Here is a 19,608-nt window from a genome sequence, read left to right on the forward strand (position 1 = left end):
GAGTCTCCGTGGCTTTCGAGCCCCGCAGATTACACCCGCTCAGGGCTTGGCTGCCTGGAGCGCGTCGCGGGTGCGCAGGGCCTCGCGCCGGGCGGCGTCGGCGAAGTCTTCGCCGGCCGAGGCGTAGCAGATGGCACGCGATGAATTGACCACGATCGGCGCGTCCGGACGCCAGCCGGCGCGGACCGTGGCGACCGCGTCGCCGCCCTGGGCACCGACACCGGGAATCAGCAGCGGCACCGTGGGTGCGAGCGCGCGCACGCGTTCGATTTCGGCCGGGTAGGTGGCACCGACCACCAGGCCGAGCTGGCCGTTGAGGTTCCACGGGCCCTGCGCCAGCCTGGCGACATGCTCATACAGGAAGGGCTCGCCCTCGATCCCCGCCAGCCGCTGGCCCTGCAGGTCGGCGCCACCGGGGTTGCTGGTCCGGCACAGCAAGAAGGCGCCCTTGCCCTGGTGGCGCAGGTAGGGCTCGACGGAGTCGAAGCCCATGAACGGAGACAGCGTGACGGCATCGGCCCCATAGCGCTCGAAGGCCTCGCGCGCGTACTGCTCGGCGGTCGAGCCGATGTCGCCGCGCTTGGCGTCGAGGATCACCGGCACCTGGGGCGCGTTGCGGCGCATGTGTTCCATCAGTTGCTCGAGCTGCCCCTCGGCCCGGTGCGCGGCGAAATAGGCGATCTGCGGCTTGAAGGCGATCGCCAGGTCGGCCGTGGCGTCGACGATGCGGGCGCAGAAGTCGTAGATCCGGCTGGCGTCGCCCTTGAGCCCGGCGGGGAATTTGGTCGGCTCGGGGTCGAGGCCGACACACAGCAGCGAGCCGTTTTGGCGCTCGGCGGCGCGCAGCTTGTCCAGGAAGGTCATGGACCAATTTTAGGCGGCTGGCACATGAGGTGAGGAGAGCAGGACTCAGGCCGGCGCCGGGCCGCCAGCGCGGCGAAGTCCGCGCTTCGCACGGACGGGCGGCCTGCCGCTCCCCCTCGGGGGGCAGCGACCCACACAAAGTGGGGGAGCGTGGGGGCTACACCTGCTCGGCCGCCAGGCAGAGATCGGACCAGGCCCGGCCCTTGTCGGCCGGGTTGCGCAGCAGGTAGGCTGGGTGGTAGGTGGCGACGACCGGTGTCGCCTGCACGCCCGGCAGGTCCATCGGGACCACGCGGCCGCGCAGCCTTCCGAGCGGGTCGGCGCTCTGCATGAGGCTCTGCGCCGCCAGCGGCCCCATCGCGAGCACCACGCGGGGCGCCAGGGCGTCGATGCTCTCGGCCAGCACGTCGCCGATCGGCCGCGGGCTGGCGGGCTGGCCCGCGGCGACGCCGCGGTGCGTGCGCATCAGGTGCACCGGCGTGGGTCCGCCATGCAGCTGCAGCGCGTTCAGCATGTTGTAGAGCAGCCTTCCGGCGTCGCCTTCGAAGGGCTCGCCGTGCCGGCCATCGAGTTCGGGCGGCATGTCGGCCACGATCAGCCAGCCGCCCTGCGGCGCTGCCGCGGGGTCGCCGCAGACGCGCCGAGGGGCCTCGGCCAGCACGGCCGCGCGCTGCGAGGCCGTGGTCGGCGCGCGATGGGCGGGCGACGCCGGCGCGGCAGCGACGGCCGGGGCGGGTCGGGCCGGCGCCGCGGCGGGAGGCGCCATGGCCGGCTCCGCGGGCAGGGCTGCGGGCTGTTGAGCGACGGCGGCAGCGACGGCCTCGGCCGGCGCCGCTTCGGCGGGCTCCGGCTGGCGCCACCAGAGGAGCTTGACGCCCATCTCGTCGAGCATGGCGCGCTGCCGCGCGTCGAGGTGCAAGGCTTCGGTCGTCATTTCAATCCGCCCCAGGCGCTGGGTGATTCTTGGAGGCGCAGGCTCATGACGACCGCGTCCTCGCGGATGCCGCCGTGCGCGGGGTAGTAGCCCTTGCGCGTGCCTACGCGCCGAAAGCCGTTGCGTTCGTAGACCGCGAGCGCGCGAAGGTTGCTGGCGCGCACCTCGAGCCAGAGCCACTGCGCGTCGAGCCCGCGCGACCAGCCCGCGAGCGCCTCCAGCATCAGCGGTGCCCAGCCCTGGCCCTGGAAGGCCGGCGCGACCGTGATGTTGAGCAGGTGCACTTCGTCGACGCCCTTCATGGCGATGAAGTAGCCGATCAGCGTCTCGCCGCTGCTGCGCGCCATCGCGCGGCTCCACAGCGCGCGCGCGCCGCGCGGCGCGGACGCCGAAGGCTCGCTGTCGGGCGCGGGCGCCACCAGGCATTGGCAGTGGTAGCCGGCCGCCAGCGAATCGGTGAAGTTCGCCGGCGTCCAGGGATGGCTGAAGGCGCTCTGCTCGATGGCGCAGACGGCGGGAATCCGTTCGATCGTGATCGGCTCGAGGCGCGCCTCGCGCGGCTGCTGCAGGACAGCACTCATCGCACGACTCCCGCCTTCAAGGCCGCGCGCTCCTCGGTCGTCTGCGCCACCTTGTCGCGCACGTAGAGCGGCCAGGCCTCGGCCGGGGCCACCGTGCGGCCGGCGGCCAGCAGCGCCGGGGCCAGCCGCAGCATCGCGGCGGCAGTGGGCAGCACCTCGTGGCGCGCCACCGCATGGGGCAGGCGCTCGCCGTACGCGTCGAAGGCATTGCCGGCCAGCACCCAGCCGTCCGGCACCACGACGCCCTCGGGCGCCAGCAGCTCCGCCTCGCTGGCGCAGATTTCGACCCCGAAGTCGTAGCCGGCCGCGTAGACCTGGTCCATGCGCGCATCGAGCACGGCCACCACGCGCGTGACACCGAAGCGGTCATGGGCTTCTTCGGCCAGGGCATGCAGGGTGTCGATCGGCAGCAGCCGGACGCCGGCGCCGAATCCGAGGCCCTGCGCGACCGAGCAGGCGGTGCGCAGCCCGGTGAAGGAACCCGGGCCGCGGCCGAAGGCGATCGCCTCCAGCTCGCCGAGCGACAGGCCGGCGGCGGCGAGCAACTGCTGGATCAGCGGAATCAGGCTTGCCGACGACTGCGCGCCGCCGGCGCCGCTGTGCTCCAGCAGCAGGTCGTCGTGGCGCACCGCGATCGACAGCGCCTCGGTGCTGGTGTCGAAGGCCAGGAGCTTAGGCATCGATGCGCCCTCCCGCGGCACTCGCCACCGCCGCGACGGCCGGCCGCTTGGACCCTGCGGCACGGTGGCGCTGGACCCCGAAGAGGATGCCCGCCGTCACCAGCAGCAGCCCCGCGATCAGGTTCCAGTAGAGCGGTTCGCCGAGGAAGACCACCGCGCCGAGCGCCGACAGGCCCGGCACCAGCGCCGTGATCATGGTCGAGCGCACCGGGCCGAAGTACTGGATCATGCGCGTGAAGGCGATGCCCGAGATCACGACCGAGCCGATGCCCTGGAACAGCAGCTGGAACAGGACTTCGCCCACCGGCGCGCTGGCCAGCCGGCTCGTGACGAGGCCGGACGCGACCAGCAGCAGGTACACGGGCACATAGGTCATGAAGGCGAACACGGTGATGGCGATGGTGGCGCGAACGGCCTCGAGCCCGTGCCGCCGCACGATGATGCTGTAGCAGGCCCAGCAGAAGGCCGCGCTCATGAAGAGCAGGTCGCCCTTCCAGATCACGCCCCCGTCCAGCGCATGCAGCAGGCTGGCGCCGCCGACGAACAGGTCGCCGAGCACGATCAGCCCCAGGCCGAGCGCGCGCAGCGGCGTGATGCGGTCGCGCAGCACCAGGACGGCCAGCAGCGTGGTCCACAGCGGCAGGCTGCCCGGCATCAGCACCGCGGCGTGGCTGGCCGGCGCGAAGAAGAAACCGGTGTAGGCCAGCAGGGCGTAGGCCAGGCCGCCGAAGACGCCCGCCAGCGCAGTGAGGCGCAGCGGCAGCGGCGAAAGGCCGAAGAACGAGCTCGTCGCCGGGCCGCTGGCGCGGTCCCGCAGCACCAGCCAGGCGCCCCAGGGCAGCAGCACCAGGCTGGCGCCGACGATGCGCGCGAAGCCGATGTCGAAGGGCGTCAACGAGCGCCCGGCAGACGCGCGCGCGATCACGATGAACGCGGTCCAGACCCCCACGGTGACGACGGCCGCGCCGATGCCGATGGTGCGGGCGGAAAATCGGGGAACAACAGGCATCGAGGGATTATCCAGGGTGGCCGGCCAGCGCGCTGCGGCCGGCCTCGCGAGCCTCAGGCGGCCCCGGATAATCCGCGCATGACTGTCGCCCTGCCTTCCGCGCGCTGCACCTCGCGCGTCTCCCGCACCTTCGCCATCGTTCTTGCACTCGCCGCCACGCTGCCGGCCGCGGCCCAGAGCCTGCCGCACGAAGTCGATGCCGCGCTGGCCCGCGCCAAGGTCCCGCGCGACGCGGTGACGATGCTGGTGGCCGATGCCGATGGCGTGCGTGTGCCACGGCTGGCCTGGCGCACCCAGGTGCCGGTCAATCCGGCGTCGATCATGAAGGTGGTGACCACCTACGCGGCGCTCGACCTGCTGGGGCCGGCCTTCACCTGGACCACGCCGGTGTATGTGGACGGCCCGGTGCGCAACGGCGTGCTCGAGGGCAATCTCTACATCAGGGGCCAGGGCGACCCGAAGCTGGTGCTCGAGCGGCTGTGGCTGCTGCTGCGCCGGGTGCAGGGGCTGGGCATCCAGGGCATCAACGGCGACATCGTGCTGGACCGAAGCGCCTTCGAGGTGGCGGAAAGCGACCCGAACGCCTTCGACGGCGAGGGCCAGCGCCCCTACAACGCGGCGCCCGATGCGCTGCTGATCAACTTCAAGTCGGTGGTGATGAGCTTCGCGCCGAACCGCGGTGCGCAAACGGCGCAAGTCAGCTACCAACCGGCGCTGGCCGGCGTCGCCTCGCAGGCCACGGTGCCGCTGTCGGCCGGGGAATGCGGCGACTGGCGCACCGCGCTCGGCGGGGAATTCGCCGACCCGGCACGCCTGGGTTTCGCGGGCAGCTATCCCGCCGCCTGCGGCGAGAAGACCTGGGCGGTGGCCTATGCGGACCCGGGCAGCTATGCCGCCCGCGCGGTCGGCGGCCTCTGGGCGGAGATGGGCGGCCAGCTCAAGGGCCAGGTGCGCGACGGCCGCGTGCCGGCCGAACTGCGGCCGGCCTTCGAGGCCGAGTCGCCGCCGCTGGCCGAGGTGATCCGCGACATCAACAAGTACAGCAACAACGTGATGGCGCAGCAGCTCTTCCTGACGCTCGGCCTGCAGCAGAAAAAGCGGGGCACGCTCGAGGCGTCGCGCGCCACCCTGCGCCAGTGGTGGAACGACCGCATCGGCACCGGCGAAGGCCAGCCGGTGTTCGACAACGGCTCCGGCCTGTCGCGCGACGAGCGCATCAGCGCCGCCGCGCTGGCCAAGATGCTGCAGGTGGCCTGGCGCTCGCCCGTGATGCCGGAGCTGGTGTCCTCGCTGCCGGCTTCCGGCGTCGACGGCACGCTGCGCAAGCGCGCCCTGCGCTCGGGCGGGGCCGCGCACCTGAAGACCGGCACGCTGCGCGACGCCGCCGGTGTGGCCGGCTACGTGCACGGCGCCAGCGGCCGGCGCTGGGTGGTGATCGCGATCGCCAACCACGGCAATGCGGTCGCCGCGCGGCCGGCCTTCGATGCCCTCGTCGATTGGGCGTCGCAAGACTGAAAGACGCCCTCCCGCCCTCCCCGGGGGCGGGCCCGCGTCGGCTGAACGCTCTGGCTGCACCGCTCGTGCAGGTAAACGCCGCTTGCGCGCAGACCGTGCCCTGCCCAAAATCGAACGCCGCTTCGATTCCAGCACCGCAGGAGACGTTCATGACAAGACTGCACGCCCTCGCCCTCTCGGGTGTCGCCCTGTTGCTTTCCGGCTGCGGCGGCGGAAACGACGGCTTCGTCGGGTTCAACGTGCCGGCCGCGGCCGATTCGGGCCGTGGCTCGGTCGTCACGTTGCCGCCCGAACGGGTGCAGCGGATCGGGACCAGCGATTTCACGACGCTGCTCGGCGCCAGCGCGCAGGGCAAGGCGCTGCTGCAGGTGGCCGGAAGCCCGAAGTGCGGCGTCGACCTGCGCTACCTCGAATACCGCACCGTCGGCGGCCAGGGTGAAGCCACCAATGCCACCGCCGCGATCATGGTCCCCTTCGGCACCGACGCCGCCTGCAACGGGCCGCGCCCGATCGTCCTGTACGCGCACGGCATCAGCGCGGCGCGCGACTTCAACATCGCGCGCTGGACCGATACCAACCAGCCCGCCGCCGACGAGGGCCTCACGGTCGCGGCGATGTTCGTCGCCCAGGGCTTCCTGGTGGTGGCGCCGAACTACGCCGGCTACGACAAGTCGACCTTGACCTACCACCCCTACCTCAACGGCGACCAGCAGGGCAAGGACATGGTCGATGCCCTGACCGCGGCGCGCAAGACCCTGCCTTTCATCAACGGCAGCGACGCCGGCTCGCTGTTCGTCACCGGCTATTCGCAGGGCGGCTACGTGGCGATGGCGGCGCACCGCGAGCTACAGGCCACCGGCAAGACGGTCACCGCATCGGCGCCGCTGTCCGCGCCTTCGGCCATCAGCCTGCTGACCGACTACAGCTTCAGCGGCTGGCCGGCGCTCGGCGCCACGGTGTCCACGCCGCTGCTCTCGACCAGCTGGCAGAAGCAGTTCGGCAATGTCTATTCGGCCACCAGCGACATCTACGAAGCCCAGTACGCCACCGGCATCGACACCTTGCTGCCCAACCCGACGCCGCTCGACACCCTGTTCGCCACCGGGCGCCTGCCGCAGCTCGCGCTCTATCCCACCAACGCCGTTCCGGGGCCCGTCGATTCCTCGCTGGCCGTGTTCTACGGGCCCAACAACCTGATCCGGCAGAGCTACCTGACGCGGGCCGCCAACGACCTCCAAGCCACCCCCTGCGCCGGCAACGCCCTGCCGGCGACGCTGGCGTCCCTGAGCACCAGTTCACCGCTCGACTGCCAGCCACTGCTCGGTTTCCGCAAGGCGGCGGTGGTGAACGACCTGCGCAACTGGCTGCCGACCCGACCGGTCCTGATGTGCGGCGGCGCCAACGACCCGACCGTGAACTTCCTGAGCACGCGCGCCACGGCCGGCTACTTCCGCGCCCGCGGCATGCCGACTTCAGCGCTGGCCGTGGTCGACCTCGAAGACAGCGGCGCAATCGATGCGTTCTCGGCCGCACGAGCCGGTTTCGCGCAGGCCAAGGCCAACACCGCGGCCGCCGCCGGCGGCACCGCCTCGAACCAGTCGCAGGCGGTGGTCCAGGCGTACCACGGCACGCTGGTGCCGCCCTTCTGCATGGTGTCGGCGCGCGGCTTCTTCCAAGGAGTCCTTGCCGCTGGAGGGTAATGGAGCTCACACCTCCAGGCTGCGCGCCGCAGAACGAGCGCCCGAAGCTCTTGGCCGGCGCAGCCAGGCCCGTGGGTGAAACACCGCGGAACCGGCTTCGCCGGGCCGCTGGTGTTGCCCCCGGTAGGGGGTGGGCGGGCTACACGCAGTGAGCCCAACCTGGGGGCGAGCAACAATCAAGCAGCGGCACGCTGCAGGCGGTCGCGCACGCCTTCCCACTCGGGATCGCTCGGCGGCGTCTCGACCCAGATCAGCTTGACGCCTTCGGCGTCGAAGGCGCGCAGCACCGCGAAGAGCTGCTGCGCGGCGGCGGCGGCGTCGTCGGGCATGCGCCGCTGCAGCACGCGCTGCGAACGGCTGTTGAGCGCCGTGCGCGACCAGACGGCGATGTTCGCGGCGCTCGCGCCGAGCACGTCGAGGCCGGTCTGCAGCGCCTTGGCGTCCATCAGGCGCAGCTTGGCGCTCGGCGCGTAATGGGATTCGAGCGTGCCGGAGGCCCGCGGGTCGGGCGCGCCGAGCGCGTCCTTGTCGCGCAGCGGCTCGCCGCCGGCCGCCTCGATCTGCGTCCGCGTGATCGCGCCCGGCCGCAGCAGCACCGGCGCACCGCGACTGCAATCGACGATGGTCGACTCGATGCCCACCGCGCACGGTCCGCCGTCGAGCACCATCAGCGCGTCGCCGAACTCCTCCTGGACGTGCAGGGCGGTGGTCGGGCTGACGCGGCCGAAACGGTTGGCGCTGGGTCCCGCCAGGCCGTGCACGCCCAGTTCGGCGCAGGCGACCAGCAGGGCCTGCGTCACCGGGTGGGCCGGACAGCGCAGGCCGATGGTGTCCTGGCCGCCCGCGGCGGCGGCGCCGACGCCGGGCTGGCGCGGGACGATCAGCGTCAGCGGTCCGGGCCAGAAGGCGCGCACCAGCTTCCGGGCGAACAACGGCAGCGGCTGGGCGAAGTGCGACAGCGCCTCGTTGCCCTTCACGCCGGCCGCCACGTGGACGATCAGCGGATGGTCACTGGGCCGGCCCTTGGCCGCGAAGATGCCGGCGACGGCCGCGTCGCTGCCGGCGTCGGCGCCCAGGCCGTAGACGGTCTCGGTCGGGAAGGCGACCAGACCGCCGGCGCGCAGGACCCCGGCGGCCTCTGCGATGGCGTCGTGCGCGCTGCCGTCGCGGATCATGCCGCCCGCCCCTTCATTCGGACAGCGGGATCGGCAAGCCCAGCAGCGCGGCGGCGAAATCGGCCGTGCTGCGGACCGCGTCGATCGAATCGCCGGTGATGTTCAGGTGGCCCATCTTGCGGCCGCGACGCGCCTGCGTCTTGCCATAGAGGTGCAGATGGGTGCCGGGCAGGGCCAGCACATCGGCCCAGCGCGGCTCCTGCGGCGCTTCGCCGTCGACGAACCACAGGTCGCCCAGCAGGTTCAGCATGATCGCGACGCTGTGCTGGCGCGGCGGGTTGAGCGGCAGGCCCGTCAGCGTGCGCACCTGCAGCTCGAACTGCGACACGTCGCAGGCGTTCATCGTCCAGTGGCCGCTGTTATGGGGGCGCGGCGCCATTTCATTGACCACCAGCCGGCCGTCTCCGAGAACGAAGAATTCGACGCACAGCACGCCGACATAGGCCAGACCGTCGGCGATCGACCGGGCCGCGGCCACGGCTTGCCGCGCGGTCGCTTCGGGCATGTTGTGGGCGTGGACCTCGGTGACGGTGAGGATGCCGTCGCGATGCAGGTTGCGCTGCGCCGGGAAGTTCACCATCTGCCCGTCCTCGCCGCGGGCGACGATCACCGAGCACTCGAAATCCAGGTCCAGCAGCTTCTCGAGCACGCAAGGCACACCGCCGGCATCGTTCCAGGCGGCGCTCAAGTCGTCCTGCGTGATCACCCGGCGCTGGCCCTTGCCGTCGTAGCCGAGCCGCGCGGTCTTGAGGATGCCGGGCAGCAGGTTGGCCGGCACCGCCGCCAGGTGATTGACGGTCTCGATCACGGCGTAGGGGGCGCACTCGACGCCGCAGCGCACGAAGTGGCCCTTCTCGCGGATCCGGTTCTGGGCGATCGCCACCGCGTCCGCACCCGGCGCCACCGGCCGCACCGCGGCCAGGTGTTCGAGCGAAGGCGCCGGCACGTTCTCGAATTCCGTCGTCACGGCATCGGCCAGGCCGGCCAGCCGCGCCAGGCCGTCGACGTCGGTGTAGTCGGTGTGGATGTGGTGGTGGCTCACCCGCCCGGCCGGGCTGTCGGCGTCGGGGTCGAGCACGGCGGTGAAATAGCCCATCGTCTGCGCCGCGTGGACGAACATGCGGCCCAGCTGGCCGCCTCCGAGCACGCCCAGCGTGGCGCCCGGCAGCACCACGTTCATTCTGACACCTCCGCGCTGCGCGCTGCGGTGGTGTTCGCCTTGGGAACGGCCCGGCGGCTCATTCGGACACCTCCGCGCTTGTGCGCTACGGTGTTCGCCTTGGGAACGGCCCGGCGGCTCACAGCGCACCCCCGCCCTGCGGCGAGAACGGCGACACCGCCGGGTCGTCGCCCGGCGGCAGCGTCATGGCCTGCGCGGCCTGGGTCTGCGTCAGGCGGAAGGCGTCGAGCCGGGCGCGCAGCGCCGGGTCGCCGACCGCCAGCATCGCGACCGCGAACAGGGCCGCGTTGGCCGCGCCGGCATTGCCGATGGCGAAGGTCGCCACCGGCACGCCCTTGGGCATCTGGACGATGCTGTAGAGCGAATCCACGCCCTGCAGGTGCCGGCTGGCGACCGGCACGCCGAGCACCGGCACCGTGGTCTTGGCCGCCAGCATCCCGGGCAGGTGGGCGGCGCCGCCGGCACCTGCGATGATCGCGGCCAGCCCGCGCGGCGCGGCGCTCTCGGCATAGGCGAACAATTCATCGGGCATCCGATGGGCCGAGACCACCCGTGCTTCATGGGTGATGCCGAATTGCTGGAGAATCTCGACCGCATTGCGCATCGTCTCCCAATCGGAGTTCGAGCCCATCACCACGCCGACCTGAATTGCTTGCTTCATGGTTCGAATTTTACGTTTCACCCCCACCTTCCCGCGATGATCGACATCACCCTCGAAAATTTCCAGTCCGAGCTGATCGACGGCTCGACGACCACGCCGGTCCTGCTCGACATCTGGGCCGAATGGTGTGGCCCCTGCAAACAGCTCGGGCCGGTGCTCGAAAAGCTCGAAGTCGAGTATGCGGGCCGCTTCACGCTGGCCAAGCTCGACGCCGACAAGGTGCCGCAGATCTCGCAGCAGCTGAGCCAGATGTTCGGCGTGCGCAGCATCCCCTTCTGCGTGATGTTCAAGGACGGGCAGCCGGTCGACGGCTTCGTCGGCGCGATCCCCGCCGACGAGATCCGCACCTTCCTCGACAAGCACGTGCCGGGCGCCGACGAGGCCGAGGCGCTGGAACAGGAGGCGTCGGCGCAGGAAGCGCTCGCGGAGGGGGACACCGAGGGCGCGCTCGAAAAGCTGCAGCATGCGATCGCCACCGACCCCGCCAACGACGACGCGCGCTTCGACTACGTCAAGCTGCTGCTGCAGGAAGGCCAGGTCGACCATGCCAAGGTCGCATTCGCGCCGGTGATCGCCAAGACCTCGCTGGTGCGCCGCTTCGATTCGCTTCAGCGCTGGATGGACGCCATCGATTTCGCCGCGCCAGCCGTCGGCACCGCGCCCTCGCTGGCCGAGCTGGAAACGCGCATCGCGGCCAACAAGCGCGACTTCGACGCCCGCTTCGACCGCGCCCGCCTGCTGATGAGTGCCCAACGCTGGACCGATGCGATGGACGAACTGCTCGACATCCTGATGCGCGACAAGAGCTGGAGCGAAGACCTGGCGCGCAAGACCTATATCGCGATCCTCGACATCATCGAGCCGCCGAAGGTCAAGGTGGCGGACGGGCAGATTCCGCCGGACGATCCGACGGTGGCCAGCTACCGCCGGCGTCTGAGCAGCGTGGTGCTGAGCTGAAGTTCAGCAGATTAGCCAAACCCAATCAAAAGCGATCTTGCGATCGCTTTTTTCTTGCGCGACGCCGATCCACGGGTGGCGTTGGCGCGCCGAGTCCGGTCGAATACGATGCAGCAAAATATCAATTTGTTGCAAAACGAAAGACAGGCCATGCGTCCCAGCCCTGCCGCCACTCCACTTTTCATGGCCGCCCTGCTGGCTGCCGCGCTGACCGCCGGTTGCGCCAGCGGCATCAGCCTCGACGAGCCGATCGAGGGCCCGGTCTGGCGCCTCGACCAGCTCGGCGGCGAGCCGGTTGCCGCCGGCGGCGACCCGCAGCGCGATCCGCAGGTGCAGTTCGACCGCCGCAACGGGCGCGTCAGCGGGTCGGGCGGCTGCAATCGTGTGTCGGGCACCTTCGAGCGCAGCGGCAGCGCGCTCAAGCTGAGCCAGCTGGCTTCGACGCGGATGGCCTGCACCGATCCGGCGTTGAGCGCCAAGGAAGCGCAGTTCTTCGCCGCCCTGCAGGCCACCACCAGCTACCGGCTGCAGAGCCCGACGCGGCTGGCGCTGCTGGATGCGGGCGGGCGCACCGTGGCGACGCTGAGTACGCAGTCGCGCTGACGCGCTCCGGGCCTACCAGCGCGCGGGCAACTCGCGCAGCAGGGCGAGCTGGCGCTGGGTGACCGAGACATAGCCGCCCTGTTCCAGGTCTTTCAGCAACCGGCTGACCATTTCGCGCGAGCAGCCGATCTCGCTCGCGATGGCCTGGTGCGTGAGGCGCTCGGCGATCCGCCGCGTGCCGTCGAGCGACGGCTCCGAGCGCTCCTCGAGCAATCGCTTCAGGCGCGCGTACACATCGAGCAGCGCCATGCTGCGAGCGCTCTCGGTTGCCAGCCTGGCGCGGCGGATGAGCCGCACGATCAGCGCCAGCGCGAAGTCCGGATGGTCGGCGATGTGCTGCAGCATGGTCTCGCGGGTCACCACGGCGCAAACGGTCGGCTCCACCGCCTGCACGCTGGCGGAGCGCGGCCCTCCATCGAGCGTCATCTCGCCGACGTACTCGCCGGGCCCGTGCAGGCCGAGCGTGATTTCACGGCCGCGCGAGTCGGACAGAAAGACCCGCAGCCGCCCGGACAGCACGATGTAGATCGAGCCGCCTTCCTCGCCCTCCTCGATCAGCAGCGAACGCGTGCGGTAGCGGCGCTGCACCCCGCGCAGGGCGAGTTCCTGCAGCGCGGGCGGGAGCGCGACGGGGTCGAGACCGGATGCGGCGAACATCCGTGGAATATAAGGTCGCGCGCAGTCCGCGCGCGGCCTGTTGCGCAGCCGTCAGTCGATAAGCCGCAGCGCGGACACGATCTGCGGCATCCGCGACACACGGTGGACCACCTCGCGGATGCTGTTGCTGCCGGTCTTCTGGCGCACGTTCTTGATGTGGGTGCGCACGGTGGACATGCAGATGCCTTCGAGGCAGGCGATTTCCTCCGCGCGATGACCGTCGCAGAGCCGGGTCAGCACGTTCTGCTCGGCCCGCGTCAGGTGCTTGGCCCGGGCGAACATCTGCATCGTGAGCATTTCGCAGCCGGGCTGGCGGCTGCAGATGACCAGCACCGTATCGACGGTGCCGCTGCCGTGCACCGCGGCCAGCGGGACGAACGCCAGCGAGAGCCCGTCGGCCCCATGGTCGAGCTCGACGATGCCGCGGCAGTCGCGCTCGGCGTCCTTGAGGGCCTGGCGGATCTTCGCCTGCGAGGCGGGGCTGGCGGCGCACAGCATGCCCTCGGCACTGTGCAGCGCGCGCGCCGCCGACAGTTCGCGCCGGGCCGGATAGTTGGCATGCAGGATGCGACCGGTCAGGTCCACCAGCAGCAGGCCATGGTCGATCTCGTCGAGCACGCGCGCCAGCATGCCGGCCTGCAGCGCGTCCGGCGGGGTGGCCGTGACGGTGCGACTCGGTTCCTGGAGGAAATGAATCCGAAAATCAACTGCCGTTTCCATGCTGCTCTCCTCATCTGGGGGGATGAGAGCAGTTTGGAAGATGGAGGCCCTGTCGTGCGGTGACTATTGCCGCCGCTTTTGTGATCTATTTACATTCCAGCGCCGGGGGGTCAGCCGGTCAGCCGTTGCAGGGCTTCGCGGTATTTCGCCGCGGTCTTCTCGATCACCTCGGCCGGCAGGCGCGGCGCCGGCGGCGTCTTGTCCCAACGCTTGCCGTTGATCTTGGTGGCCTCGAGCCAGTCGCGCACGAACTGCTTGTCGTAGCTCGGCGGATTGGCGCCGCTGGCCAGCGCCGCCTCGTAGCCTTCGACCGGCCAGTAGCGCGAGCTGTCGGGGGTCAGCACCTCGTCCATCAGCACCAGCGTGCCGGCCTCGTCGAGACCGAACTCGAACTTGGTGTCGGCAATGATCATGCCCTTGGTCAGCGCGATCGCCGCCGCCGTCTCGTAGATCGCGATGCTGGTCTCGCGGATCTGCTGCGCCAGCGTCGGGCCGACCACCTCGACCACCTTGTCGTAGCTGATGTTCTCGTCGTGCGCCCCGGCCGCCGCCTTGGCCGCGGGCGTGAAGATCGGCAGCGGCAGCTTGCTGGCGTTGGTCAGCCCCTCGGGCAGCGGAACGCCGCAGACGGCCCGATTCTCCTGGTATTCCTTCCAGCCGCTGCCCGCCAGGTAGCCGCGGACCACCGCCTCGACCGGAATCGGCGTCAGGCGCTTGACCAGCATCGAGCGGCCCTGGACCTGGGGCACCTCGTCCGGCGTCACCACGCTTTCGGGCGCGTCGCCGGTCAGATGGTTGGGGCACAGGTGGCCGAGCCGCTCGAACCACCACAGCGCCATCTGCGTCAGGATCACGCCCTTGCCCGGAATCGGCTCTCCCATGATCACGTCGAAGGCGGAAAGGCGATCGCTCGCGACCATCAGGATGCGGTCGTTGCCGACCGCATAGTTGTCGCGCACCTTGCCGCGCGCGAGCAGCGGAAGGCTCTTGATGGAGGAGGTATGGACGGTGGTCATGGCGAATGGGAAGTGGGGCGGTGCGGAGAACTTCGGAGATTGTGCGCGCGGCGCGGGCCGCGCGAAACAAACCGGCCAGCGCAGCGAGGCCCGTTCGGGAAACCCCGCGGAAACCGGCTTGGCCGGGCCGCTGGGGTTGCCCCCGGAGAGGGGGTGGGAGCGCGACACGAAGTGCGCGCGACCTGGGGGTGAGCCTAAATGACTTCTTGCGCCAGTTCGCCCTTGGCGTACTTGGCGGCGACCACCTGCAGGGTGTCGCCCTTGATCTTCGGGGCCTGGCCTTCGCAGCCGAACTCGAGGTAGCGCTGCTTGCAGATCAGGCGGGCGGCTTCGCGCGCCGGCTTGAGCCATTCGCGGGCGTCGAACTTCTCGGGGTTCTCGACCAGGAACTTGCGCACCGCGCCGGTCATCGCCAGCCGGATGTCGGTGTCGATGTTGATCTTGCGCACGCCGTGCTTGATGGCTTCCTGGATTTCCTTGACCGGCACGCCGTAGGTTTCCTTCATGTTGCCGCCGTACTGGCGGATGATGGCCAGCAGCTCCTGCGGCACGCTCGAGGAGCCGTGCATCACCAGGTGGGTGTTCGGGATGCGGCGGTGGATTTCCTTGATGCGGTCGATCGCCAGGATGTCGCCCGTGGGTTCGCGGGTGAACTTGTAGGCGCCGTGGCTGGTGCCGATGGCGATCGCCAGGGCGTCGATCTGGGTGCGCTTGACGAAGTCGGCGGCCTGCTCCGGGTCGGTCAGCAGTTGCTCGCGGGTCATGGTGTCGTCGGTGCCGTGGCCGTCTTCCTTGTCGCCCTTCATGGTCTCGAGCGAGCCGAGGCAGCCGAGCTCGCCTTCCACGGTGACGCCGACCTTGTGCGCCATGTCGGCCACCTTGCGGGTGACCTCGACGTTGTAGTCGTAGCTGGCGATGGTCTTGCCGTCGGCCTCGAGCGAGCCGTCCATCATCACCGAGCTGAAGCCGAGGTCGATCGCGCCCCGGCAGACGTCCGGGCTCTGGCCGTGGTCCTGGTGCATCACCAGGGGCACGGTGGGATAGGCCTCGATGGCGGCCTGGATCAGGTGCTTGATGAAGGCTTCGCCCGCGTACTTGCGCGCGCCGGCGCTGGCTTGCAGGATGACCGGCGCGCCGACTTCCTTGGCGGCCTCCATCACGGCTTGCACCTGTTCGAGGTTGTTGACGTTGAATGCCGGAATGCCGTAGCCGTTGGCGGCGGCGTGGTCGAGCAGTTCGCGCATCGAGACGAGTGCCATTGGAAATACCTCGCGGGGATCTAGGGATGAAGACGAAAGAACTCGCCTGATTCTACCGAGGGTGTTGCTCGCCCCAGGTCGGCCCCCGGCCGGCGCAGCCAGGCCCGTCGGTGAAACACCGCGGAACCGGCTTTGCCGGGCCGCTGGTGTTGCCCCCGGTAGGGGGTGGGCGCCCGGACACGAAGTGCCGGGCAACCTGGGGGCGAGCTTTAACGCACTCTGCAGATCTTGAGCATGTTGGTGCCGCCCGGCGCCCCCATCGGCTCGCCGCAGGTGATCGCGTAGACGTCCCCGGTCTGCACGATGCCGCGCTTCTTGAGGTGGGCCTCGGCCTGCTCGAGCGCGGTGTCGCGGTCGCTCTCCGAATCCATCAAGAGCGGCCGCACGTTGCGGTAGAGCGCCATCTTGCGCTGCGTCGACAGCCGAGAAGTCAGCGCATACATCGGGATGTGGGCGCGATGCCGGCTCATCCACAGCGGCGTGGAACCCGACTCGGTCAGCGCGACGATCGCCTTGGCACCGAGATGGTGTGCAGTGAAGAGCGCGCCCATCGCGATCGACTGGTCGATGCGGGTGTAGTTCTTGCCGCTGAAATCGGCGTCGAGCTGTAGATCCTCGGCGGCCTCGGCGGCCTCGCAGATCCGGCTCATCTCCTGCACGGTCTCGAGCGGGTAGCGGCCCGAGGCGGTCTCGGCCGAGAGCATCACGGCGTCGGTGCCGTCGAGCACCGCGTTGGCGACGTCGCTGACCTCGGCGCGCGTGGGCACCGGGTTGGTGATCATCGACTCCATCATCTGGGTGGCGGTGATGACCACCCGGTCCATCTCGCGCGCCATGCGGATCATCTTCTTCTGCAGCGCCGGCACGGCGGCGTTGCCGACCTCCACCGCGAGGTCGCCGCGCGCCACCATGATGCCGTCGCTGGCGCGCAGGATCTCTTCCAGCCTGGGGATCGCCTCGGCACGCTCGATCTTGGCGATCATCCCGGGCTTGTGGCCGAACTCGGCCGCCGCCACGTTGCACAGCTGGCGCGCCATTTCCATGTCGGTGGCGTTCTTCGGGAAGCTCACCGCCACATAGTCGGCCTGGAAGCTCATCGCGGTCTTGATGTCCTCCATGTCCTTGGCGGTCAGCGCCGGCGCGGTCAGCCCGCCGCCCTGCTTGTTGATGCCCTTGTTGTTGGACAGCTCGCCGCCCAGGCGCACCGTGGTGTGGACTGCGTCGCCCTTGACCGCATCGACCGTCAGCACGATCAGGCCGTCGTTCAGCAGCAGGCTGTCGCCGGGCTTGACGTCGCGCGGCAGGTCCTTGTAGTCGAGGCCGACGGCGTCGACGTCGCCGGGCTCGGTGCGCGAGGCGTCAAGAACGAACTTGGCGCCGGGCTCCAGCCAGATCTTGCCCTCGGCGAACTTGCCGACCCGGATCTTCGGGCCCTGCAGGTCGGCCATGATCGCCACCTCGCGGCCGCTGCGGCGCGCTGCCTCGCGCACCATCGCGGCGCGGTTGATGTGGTCCTGTGCCGTGCCATGGCTGAAGTTGAGCCGCACCACGCTGACCTTGTAGAGGATCATCTGCTCGAGCAGCTCGAGCGTGTTGGATGCGGGCCCGAGGGTGGCGACGATCTTGGTGGCGTGGCGGGGCAGGCGGGGCGTGCTCATTCAGGTCTCCGGTTTGTATTCGACACTGTATACACTTTGCTCGTCAACAGCCAGAACTATTGAACCGCTCCTTCCAGGAACACCGCGGAACCGGCTTTGCCGGGCCGCTGGTGTTGCCCCCGGTCGGGGGTGGGCGGGCTACACGAAGTGAGCCCAACCTGGGGGCGAGCCTATCCAGCCCGCTTCGCCAGGATCTCGAAGGCCGGCAGGGTCTTGCCTTCCAGCACTTCCAGGAAGGCACCGCCGCCGGTGGAGATGTAGCCGACCTTGTCCTCGATGCCGTACTTGGCGATCGCGGCCAGCGTGTCGCCGCCGCCGGCGATCGAGAAGGCAGGGCTCTCGGCGATGGCGTGGGCGATGGTCTTGGTGCCGTTGGCGAAGGCATCGAACTCGAACACGCCCACCGGGCCGTTCCAGACGATGGTGCCGGCCTCGCGCAGCTGCGCCGCAAGCAGTGCGGCGGTCTTCGGGCCGATGTCCAGGATCAGGTCGTCGTCGGCGACCTCGCTGGCGTCCTTCACGGTCGCCGCGGCATCGGCCGCGAAGGTCTTGGCCGTGACCACGTCGACCGGGATCGGCACCGCGGCGCCACGCGCGCGCATGGCCTCGATCACCGCCTTGGCCTGGTCGAGCAGGTCGGGCTCGGCCAGCGACTTGCCGATCGACAGCCCTGCGGCCAGCATGAAGGTGTTGGCGATGCCGCCGCCCACGATCAGCTGGTCGACCTTGGCCGCCAGGCTCTCGAGGATGGTGAGCTTGGTGCTGACCTTGGAACCCGCGACGATCGCCACCAGCGGGCGCGACGGTTGCGCCAGCGCCTTGGTGATGGCGTCGATCTCGGCCGCCAGCAGGGGCCCGGCGCAGGCCACCTTGGCGTATTGCGCGATGCCGTAGGTGGTGGCCTCGGCGCGGTGCGCGGTGCCGAAGGCGTCGTTGACGTAGATGTCGGTCAGCGCGGCCAGCTTGCGCGCCAGCGTCTCGTCGTTCTTCTTCTCGCCCTTGTTGAGGCGGCAGTTCTCGAGCAGCACGACCTGGCCCGGCGCCACCTGGACGCCGTCGACCCAGTCGGACACCAGCGGCACCTCGCGGCCCAGCAGCTCGCCGAGGCGGGCCGCGACCGGCGCCAGCGAATCGGCGGGCTTGAACTGGCCTTCGGTCGGCCGGCCGAGGTGCGAGGTGACCATCACCGCCGCGCCGGCGTCGAGCGCCTGCCGGATGCAGGGCACCGAGGCGCGGATGCGCGTGTCCTCGGTGATGCGGCCGCTGTCGTCCTGCGGCACGTTGAGGTCGGCTCGGATGAAGACGCGCTGGCCGGCGACTTTGCCTTGCGCACAGAGGTCGGTGAATCGAAGGACGTTCATGGATAGACGATTTGAAAGCGAATGAGGAGAGCCTCGAGGGCAGCGCCCATTGTAGGTTTCAGGTGTCAGCCGGCGAGGCCCGGCTCGCGCACGAACTGCTCGAGCAGCTGCACGAAGCTCGCCGCCGCGGGCGAGAGCGAGCGCTTCGACGCCCCGTAGACGCAGACCTCGCGGTGGAAATCCGGCTGCTCCAGCCGCACCATCTGCAGCCCGTGGGCGCGCACCAGCGACGCCGAATAGGTCGGGCACACCGTGAGCCCCAGCCCCGAGGCCACCATGCCGAGCGCGGTCGTCATGTAGGACACCTCCTGGGTGGTGGCGCGCAGCATCAGTTCGCGGCCTGCGGCGTCGAGCTCGGGCAGCACGCGCTGGCGGAAGTCGCGCGTCGGCGCGATGAAGGTGTAGGGCCCGAGTTCGGCCCAGCGCACCTTGCGGCGGCGCGCGAAGGCGTGGCCGGGCGGGCAGATCAGCCAGTGGCGGTCGCGGAACAGCGTGCGGCGCTCGATCGCGGCGTCCACGGCCACGTCCTGCCCGACCGCGAGTTCCACCTCGCCCGACAGCAGCCCGTCCAGCAGGTGCTCGGGCAGCGTGTCGGTCAGCCGCACGTCGATGTCCGGGTGCCGCGCGCGGTAGGCCGCGATGACGCGCGGCATCAGCGTACAGGCCATCAGCTGCGGCGCCGCGAGCCGCAGCACGCCCTTCTTCTTGTCACGCAGGTCGGTCACGCCGGCCACCGCGCCCGCCAGGTCGGCCAGCAGCCGCTGCACCGAGGGCTGGAACTCGCGCCCGGCCTCGGACAGCAGAACCCGCCGCGTGTGCCGGTCGAACAGCTGCACGCCCATCTCGCGCTCGAGCTCGCGCACCAGCACGCTCAGCGCCGACTGGGTCAGGTGCAGGGTCGCGGCAGCCGCGGTGAAGCTGCCGGTCTCGGCCACGGCAGCGAAGGCGCGCAACTGGCGCAGCGTCAGATTCATGGCCTCAGTTCATCAATCAATGAATTTATTTCGATTGAATCATAAGAAGATCGGCGGCCCAATCCGCTCCGAGCCTTTTGAGACCTTGCGGGACAGACCAAGAA

The 19,608-nt window shown here is 70.1% G+C and carries 19 protein-coding genes; 4 read left to right on the top strand and 15 right to left on the bottom strand.

Features of this window, described 5'->3' with window-relative positions; genetic code table 11:
- Nucleotides 1-39 precede the first annotated feature (39 nt).
- The 5 genes from pyrF to AC1D2O_RS15555 all read right to left on the bottom strand — a co-directional run bounded on the left by pyrF (nucleotide 40) and on the right by AC1D2O_RS15555 (nucleotide 4,068).
- Nucleotides 40-864, bottom strand: coding sequence for an orotidine-5'-phosphate decarboxylase (gene pyrF / locus AC1D2O_RS15535; protein WP_478157394.1), 825 nt, complete (start codon nucleotides 862-864; stop codon nucleotides 40-42).
- Between the two features lie 157 nt (nucleotides 865-1,021).
- Complete coding sequence (locus AC1D2O_RS15540) at nucleotides 1,022-1,798, bottom strand: uracil-DNA glycosylase family protein (protein ID WP_478157396.1); 777 nt, start codon at nucleotides 1,796-1,798, stop codon at nucleotides 1,022-1,024.
- Nucleotides 1,795-2,379, bottom strand: a complete 585-nt coding sequence (locus tag AC1D2O_RS15545) for a GNAT family N-acetyltransferase (protein WP_478095073.1) — start codon at nucleotides 2,377-2,379, stop codon at nucleotides 1,795-1,797. The genes AC1D2O_RS15540 and AC1D2O_RS15545 overlap by 4 nt, the downstream gene beginning before the upstream one ends.
- A complete protein-coding gene (gene tsaB / locus AC1D2O_RS15550) occupies nucleotides 2,376-3,059 on the bottom strand; it encodes a tRNA (adenosine(37)-N6)-threonylcarbamoyltransferase complex dimerization subunit type 1 TsaB (protein WP_478157397.1) in 684 nt (227 codons plus the stop codon). The genes AC1D2O_RS15545 and tsaB overlap by 4 nt, the downstream gene beginning before the upstream one ends.
- Nucleotides 3,052-4,068 carry a DMT family transporter gene (locus AC1D2O_RS15555; RefSeq protein ID WP_478090908.1) on the bottom strand — a complete coding sequence of 339 codons (1,017 nt, stop codon included), beginning with the start codon at nucleotides 4,066-4,068 and terminating at the stop codon, nucleotides 3,052-3,054. Before AC1D2O_RS15555 ends, tsaB begins: the two co-directional genes overlap by 8 nt.
- A gap of 78 nt (nucleotides 4,069-4,146) precedes the next feature.
- On the opposite strand from AC1D2O_RS15555, the gene dacB reads away from it, so the two are divergent.
- A complete protein-coding gene (dacB, locus tag AC1D2O_RS15560) occupies nucleotides 4,147-5,583 on the top strand; it encodes a D-alanyl-D-alanine carboxypeptidase/D-alanyl-D-alanine endopeptidase (protein WP_478090909.1) in 1,437 nt (478 codons plus the stop codon).
- Nucleotides 5,584-5,732: 149 nt separating this feature from the next.
- Nucleotides 5,733-7,283 (top strand): alpha/beta hydrolase family protein, encoded by a 1,551-nt coding sequence (locus tag AC1D2O_RS15565; protein WP_478090910.1) that lies wholly within the window; start codon nucleotides 5,733-5,735, stop codon nucleotides 7,281-7,283.
- Between the two features lie 176 nt (nucleotides 7,284-7,459).
- Here AC1D2O_RS15565 and AC1D2O_RS15570 read toward each other — a convergent pair whose 3' ends face one another.
- The 3 genes from AC1D2O_RS15570 to purE form a co-directional block, all read right to left on the bottom strand.
- Nucleotides 7,460-8,458: an L-threonylcarbamoyladenylate synthase gene (locus tag AC1D2O_RS15570; protein WP_478090911.1), complete on the bottom strand. Its 999-nt coding sequence runs from the start codon at nucleotides 8,456-8,458 to the stop codon at nucleotides 7,460-7,462.
- A 13-nt stretch (nucleotides 8,459-8,471) separates the two neighbouring features.
- Nucleotides 8,472-9,638 carry a 5-(carboxyamino)imidazole ribonucleotide synthase gene (locus AC1D2O_RS15575; protein ID WP_478090912.1) on the bottom strand — a complete coding sequence of 389 codons (1,167 nt, stop codon included), beginning with the start codon at nucleotides 9,636-9,638 and terminating at the stop codon, nucleotides 8,472-8,474.
- A 118-nt stretch (nucleotides 9,639-9,756) separates the two neighbouring features.
- On the bottom strand, nucleotides 9,757-10,299 hold the full coding sequence (gene purE / locus AC1D2O_RS15580) for a 5-(carboxyamino)imidazole ribonucleotide mutase (protein ID WP_478090913.1): 543 nt from the start codon (nucleotides 10,297-10,299) through the stop codon (nucleotides 9,757-9,759).
- A gap of 36 nt (nucleotides 10,300-10,335) precedes the next feature.
- Here purE and AC1D2O_RS15585 point away from each other — a divergent pair, with 36 nt between their 5' ends.
- Nucleotides 10,336-11,256: a tetratricopeptide repeat protein gene (locus AC1D2O_RS15585; RefSeq protein ID WP_478090914.1), complete on the top strand. Its 921-nt coding sequence runs from the start codon at nucleotides 10,336-10,338 to the stop codon at nucleotides 11,254-11,256.
- Between the two features lie 150 nt (nucleotides 11,257-11,406).
- Nucleotides 11,407-11,859, top strand: a complete 453-nt coding sequence (locus AC1D2O_RS15590; protein ID WP_478090915.1) for an META domain-containing protein — start codon at nucleotides 11,407-11,409, stop codon at nucleotides 11,857-11,859.
- A 12-nt stretch (nucleotides 11,860-11,871) separates the two neighbouring features.
- Here AC1D2O_RS15590 and AC1D2O_RS15595 read toward each other — a convergent pair whose 3' ends face one another.
- The 7 genes from AC1D2O_RS15595 to AC1D2O_RS15625 form a co-directional block, all read right to left on the bottom strand.
- Nucleotides 11,872-12,516, bottom strand: a complete 645-nt coding sequence (locus AC1D2O_RS15595; protein WP_478157398.1) for a Crp/Fnr family transcriptional regulator — start codon at nucleotides 12,514-12,516, stop codon at nucleotides 11,872-11,874.
- 51 nt (nucleotides 12,517-12,567) lie between these two features.
- Nucleotides 12,568-13,236, bottom strand: a complete 669-nt coding sequence (locus AC1D2O_RS15600; RefSeq protein ID WP_478089041.1) for a helix-turn-helix transcriptional regulator — start codon at nucleotides 13,234-13,236, stop codon at nucleotides 12,568-12,570.
- A 110-nt stretch (nucleotides 13,237-13,346) separates the two neighbouring features.
- Entirely contained in the window at nucleotides 13,347-14,252 is a 906-nt protein-coding gene (locus AC1D2O_RS15605) for a phosphoribosylaminoimidazolesuccinocarboxamide synthase (protein WP_478089042.1), read from the bottom strand.
- Between the two features lie 194 nt (nucleotides 14,253-14,446).
- Nucleotides 14,447-15,511 (bottom strand): class II fructose-bisphosphate aldolase, encoded by a 1,065-nt coding sequence (gene fba, locus AC1D2O_RS15610; RefSeq protein ID WP_478089043.1) that lies wholly within the window; start codon nucleotides 15,509-15,511, stop codon nucleotides 14,447-14,449.
- Nucleotides 15,512-15,720: 209 nt separating this feature from the next.
- Nucleotides 15,721-17,169: a pyruvate kinase gene (gene pyk, locus AC1D2O_RS15615; protein ID WP_478089044.1), complete on the bottom strand. Its 1,449-nt coding sequence runs from the start codon at nucleotides 17,167-17,169 to the stop codon at nucleotides 15,721-15,723.
- A 170-nt stretch (nucleotides 17,170-17,339) separates the two neighbouring features.
- Entirely contained in the window at nucleotides 17,340-18,530 is a 1,191-nt protein-coding gene (locus AC1D2O_RS15620; RefSeq protein ID WP_478089045.1) for a phosphoglycerate kinase, read from the bottom strand.
- A 65-nt stretch (nucleotides 18,531-18,595) separates the two neighbouring features.
- Nucleotides 18,596-19,504 (bottom strand): LysR family transcriptional regulator, encoded by a 909-nt coding sequence (locus AC1D2O_RS15625; RefSeq protein WP_478089046.1) that lies wholly within the window; start codon nucleotides 19,502-19,504, stop codon nucleotides 18,596-18,598.
- Nucleotides 19,505-19,608 lie beyond the last annotated feature (104 nt).

It is taken from the genome of Variovorax sp. P1_G12 (genome assembly GCF_056405555.1).

Excerpts from the sequence above, each read along its gene's own strand:
- pyrF (WP_478157394.1), bottom strand. The coding sequence starts at position 864 with ATGACCTTCCTGGACAAGCTGCGCGCCGCCGAGCGCCAAAACGGCTCG.
- AC1D2O_RS15540 (WP_478157396.1), bottom strand. The coding sequence starts at position 1,798 with ATGACGACCGAAGCCTTGCACCTCGACGCGCGGCAGCGCGCCATGCTC.
- AC1D2O_RS15545 (WP_478095073.1), bottom strand. The coding sequence starts at position 2,379 with ATGAGTGCTGTCCTGCAGCAGCCGCGCGAGGCGCGCCTCGAGCCGATC.
- tsaB (WP_478157397.1), bottom strand. The coding sequence starts at position 3,059 with ATGCCTAAGCTCCTGGCCTTCGACACCAGCACCGAGGCGCTGTCGATC.
- AC1D2O_RS15555 (WP_478090908.1), bottom strand. The coding sequence starts at position 4,068 with ATGCCTGTTGTTCCCCGATTTTCCGCCCGCACCATCGGCATCGGCGCG.
- dacB (WP_478090909.1), top strand. The coding sequence starts at position 4,147 with ATGACTGTCGCCCTGCCTTCCGCGCGCTGCACCTCGCGCGTCTCCCGC.
- AC1D2O_RS15565 (WP_478090910.1), top strand. The coding sequence starts at position 5,733 with ATGACAAGACTGCACGCCCTCGCCCTCTCGGGTGTCGCCCTGTTGCTT.
- AC1D2O_RS15570 (WP_478090911.1), bottom strand. The coding sequence starts at position 8,458 with ATGATCCGCGACGGCAGCGCGCACGACGCCATCGCAGAGGCCGCCGGG.
- AC1D2O_RS15575 (WP_478090912.1), bottom strand. The coding sequence starts at position 9,638 with ATGAACGTGGTGCTGCCGGGCGCCACGCTGGGCGTGCTCGGAGGCGGC.
- purE (WP_478090913.1), bottom strand. The coding sequence starts at position 10,299 with ATGAAGCAAGCAATTCAGGTCGGCGTGGTGATGGGCTCGAACTCCGAT.
- AC1D2O_RS15585 (WP_478090914.1), top strand. The coding sequence starts at position 10,336 with ATGATCGACATCACCCTCGAAAATTTCCAGTCCGAGCTGATCGACGGC.
- AC1D2O_RS15590 (WP_478090915.1), top strand. The coding sequence starts at position 11,407 with ATGCGTCCCAGCCCTGCCGCCACTCCACTTTTCATGGCCGCCCTGCTG.
- AC1D2O_RS15595 (WP_478157398.1), bottom strand. The coding sequence starts at position 12,516 with ATGTTCGCCGCATCCGGTCTCGACCCCGTCGCGCTCCCGCCCGCGCTG.
- AC1D2O_RS15600 (WP_478089041.1), bottom strand. The coding sequence starts at position 13,236 with ATGGAAACGGCAGTTGATTTTCGGATTCATTTCCTCCAGGAACCGAGT.
- AC1D2O_RS15605 (WP_478089042.1), bottom strand. The coding sequence starts at position 14,252 with ATGACCACCGTCCATACCTCCTCCATCAAGAGCCTTCCGCTGCTCGCG.
- fba (WP_478089043.1), bottom strand. The coding sequence starts at position 15,511 with ATGGCACTCGTCTCGATGCGCGAACTGCTCGACCACGCCGCCGCCAAC.
- pyk (WP_478089044.1), bottom strand. The coding sequence starts at position 17,169 with ATGAGCACGCCCCGCCTGCCCCGCCACGCCACCAAGATCGTCGCCACC.
- AC1D2O_RS15620 (WP_478089045.1), bottom strand. The coding sequence starts at position 18,530 with ATGAACGTCCTTCGATTCACCGACCTCTGTGCGCAAGGCAAAGTCGCC.
- AC1D2O_RS15625 (WP_478089046.1), bottom strand. The coding sequence starts at position 19,504 with ATGAATCTGACGCTGCGCCAGTTGCGCGCCTTCGCTGCCGTGGCCGAG.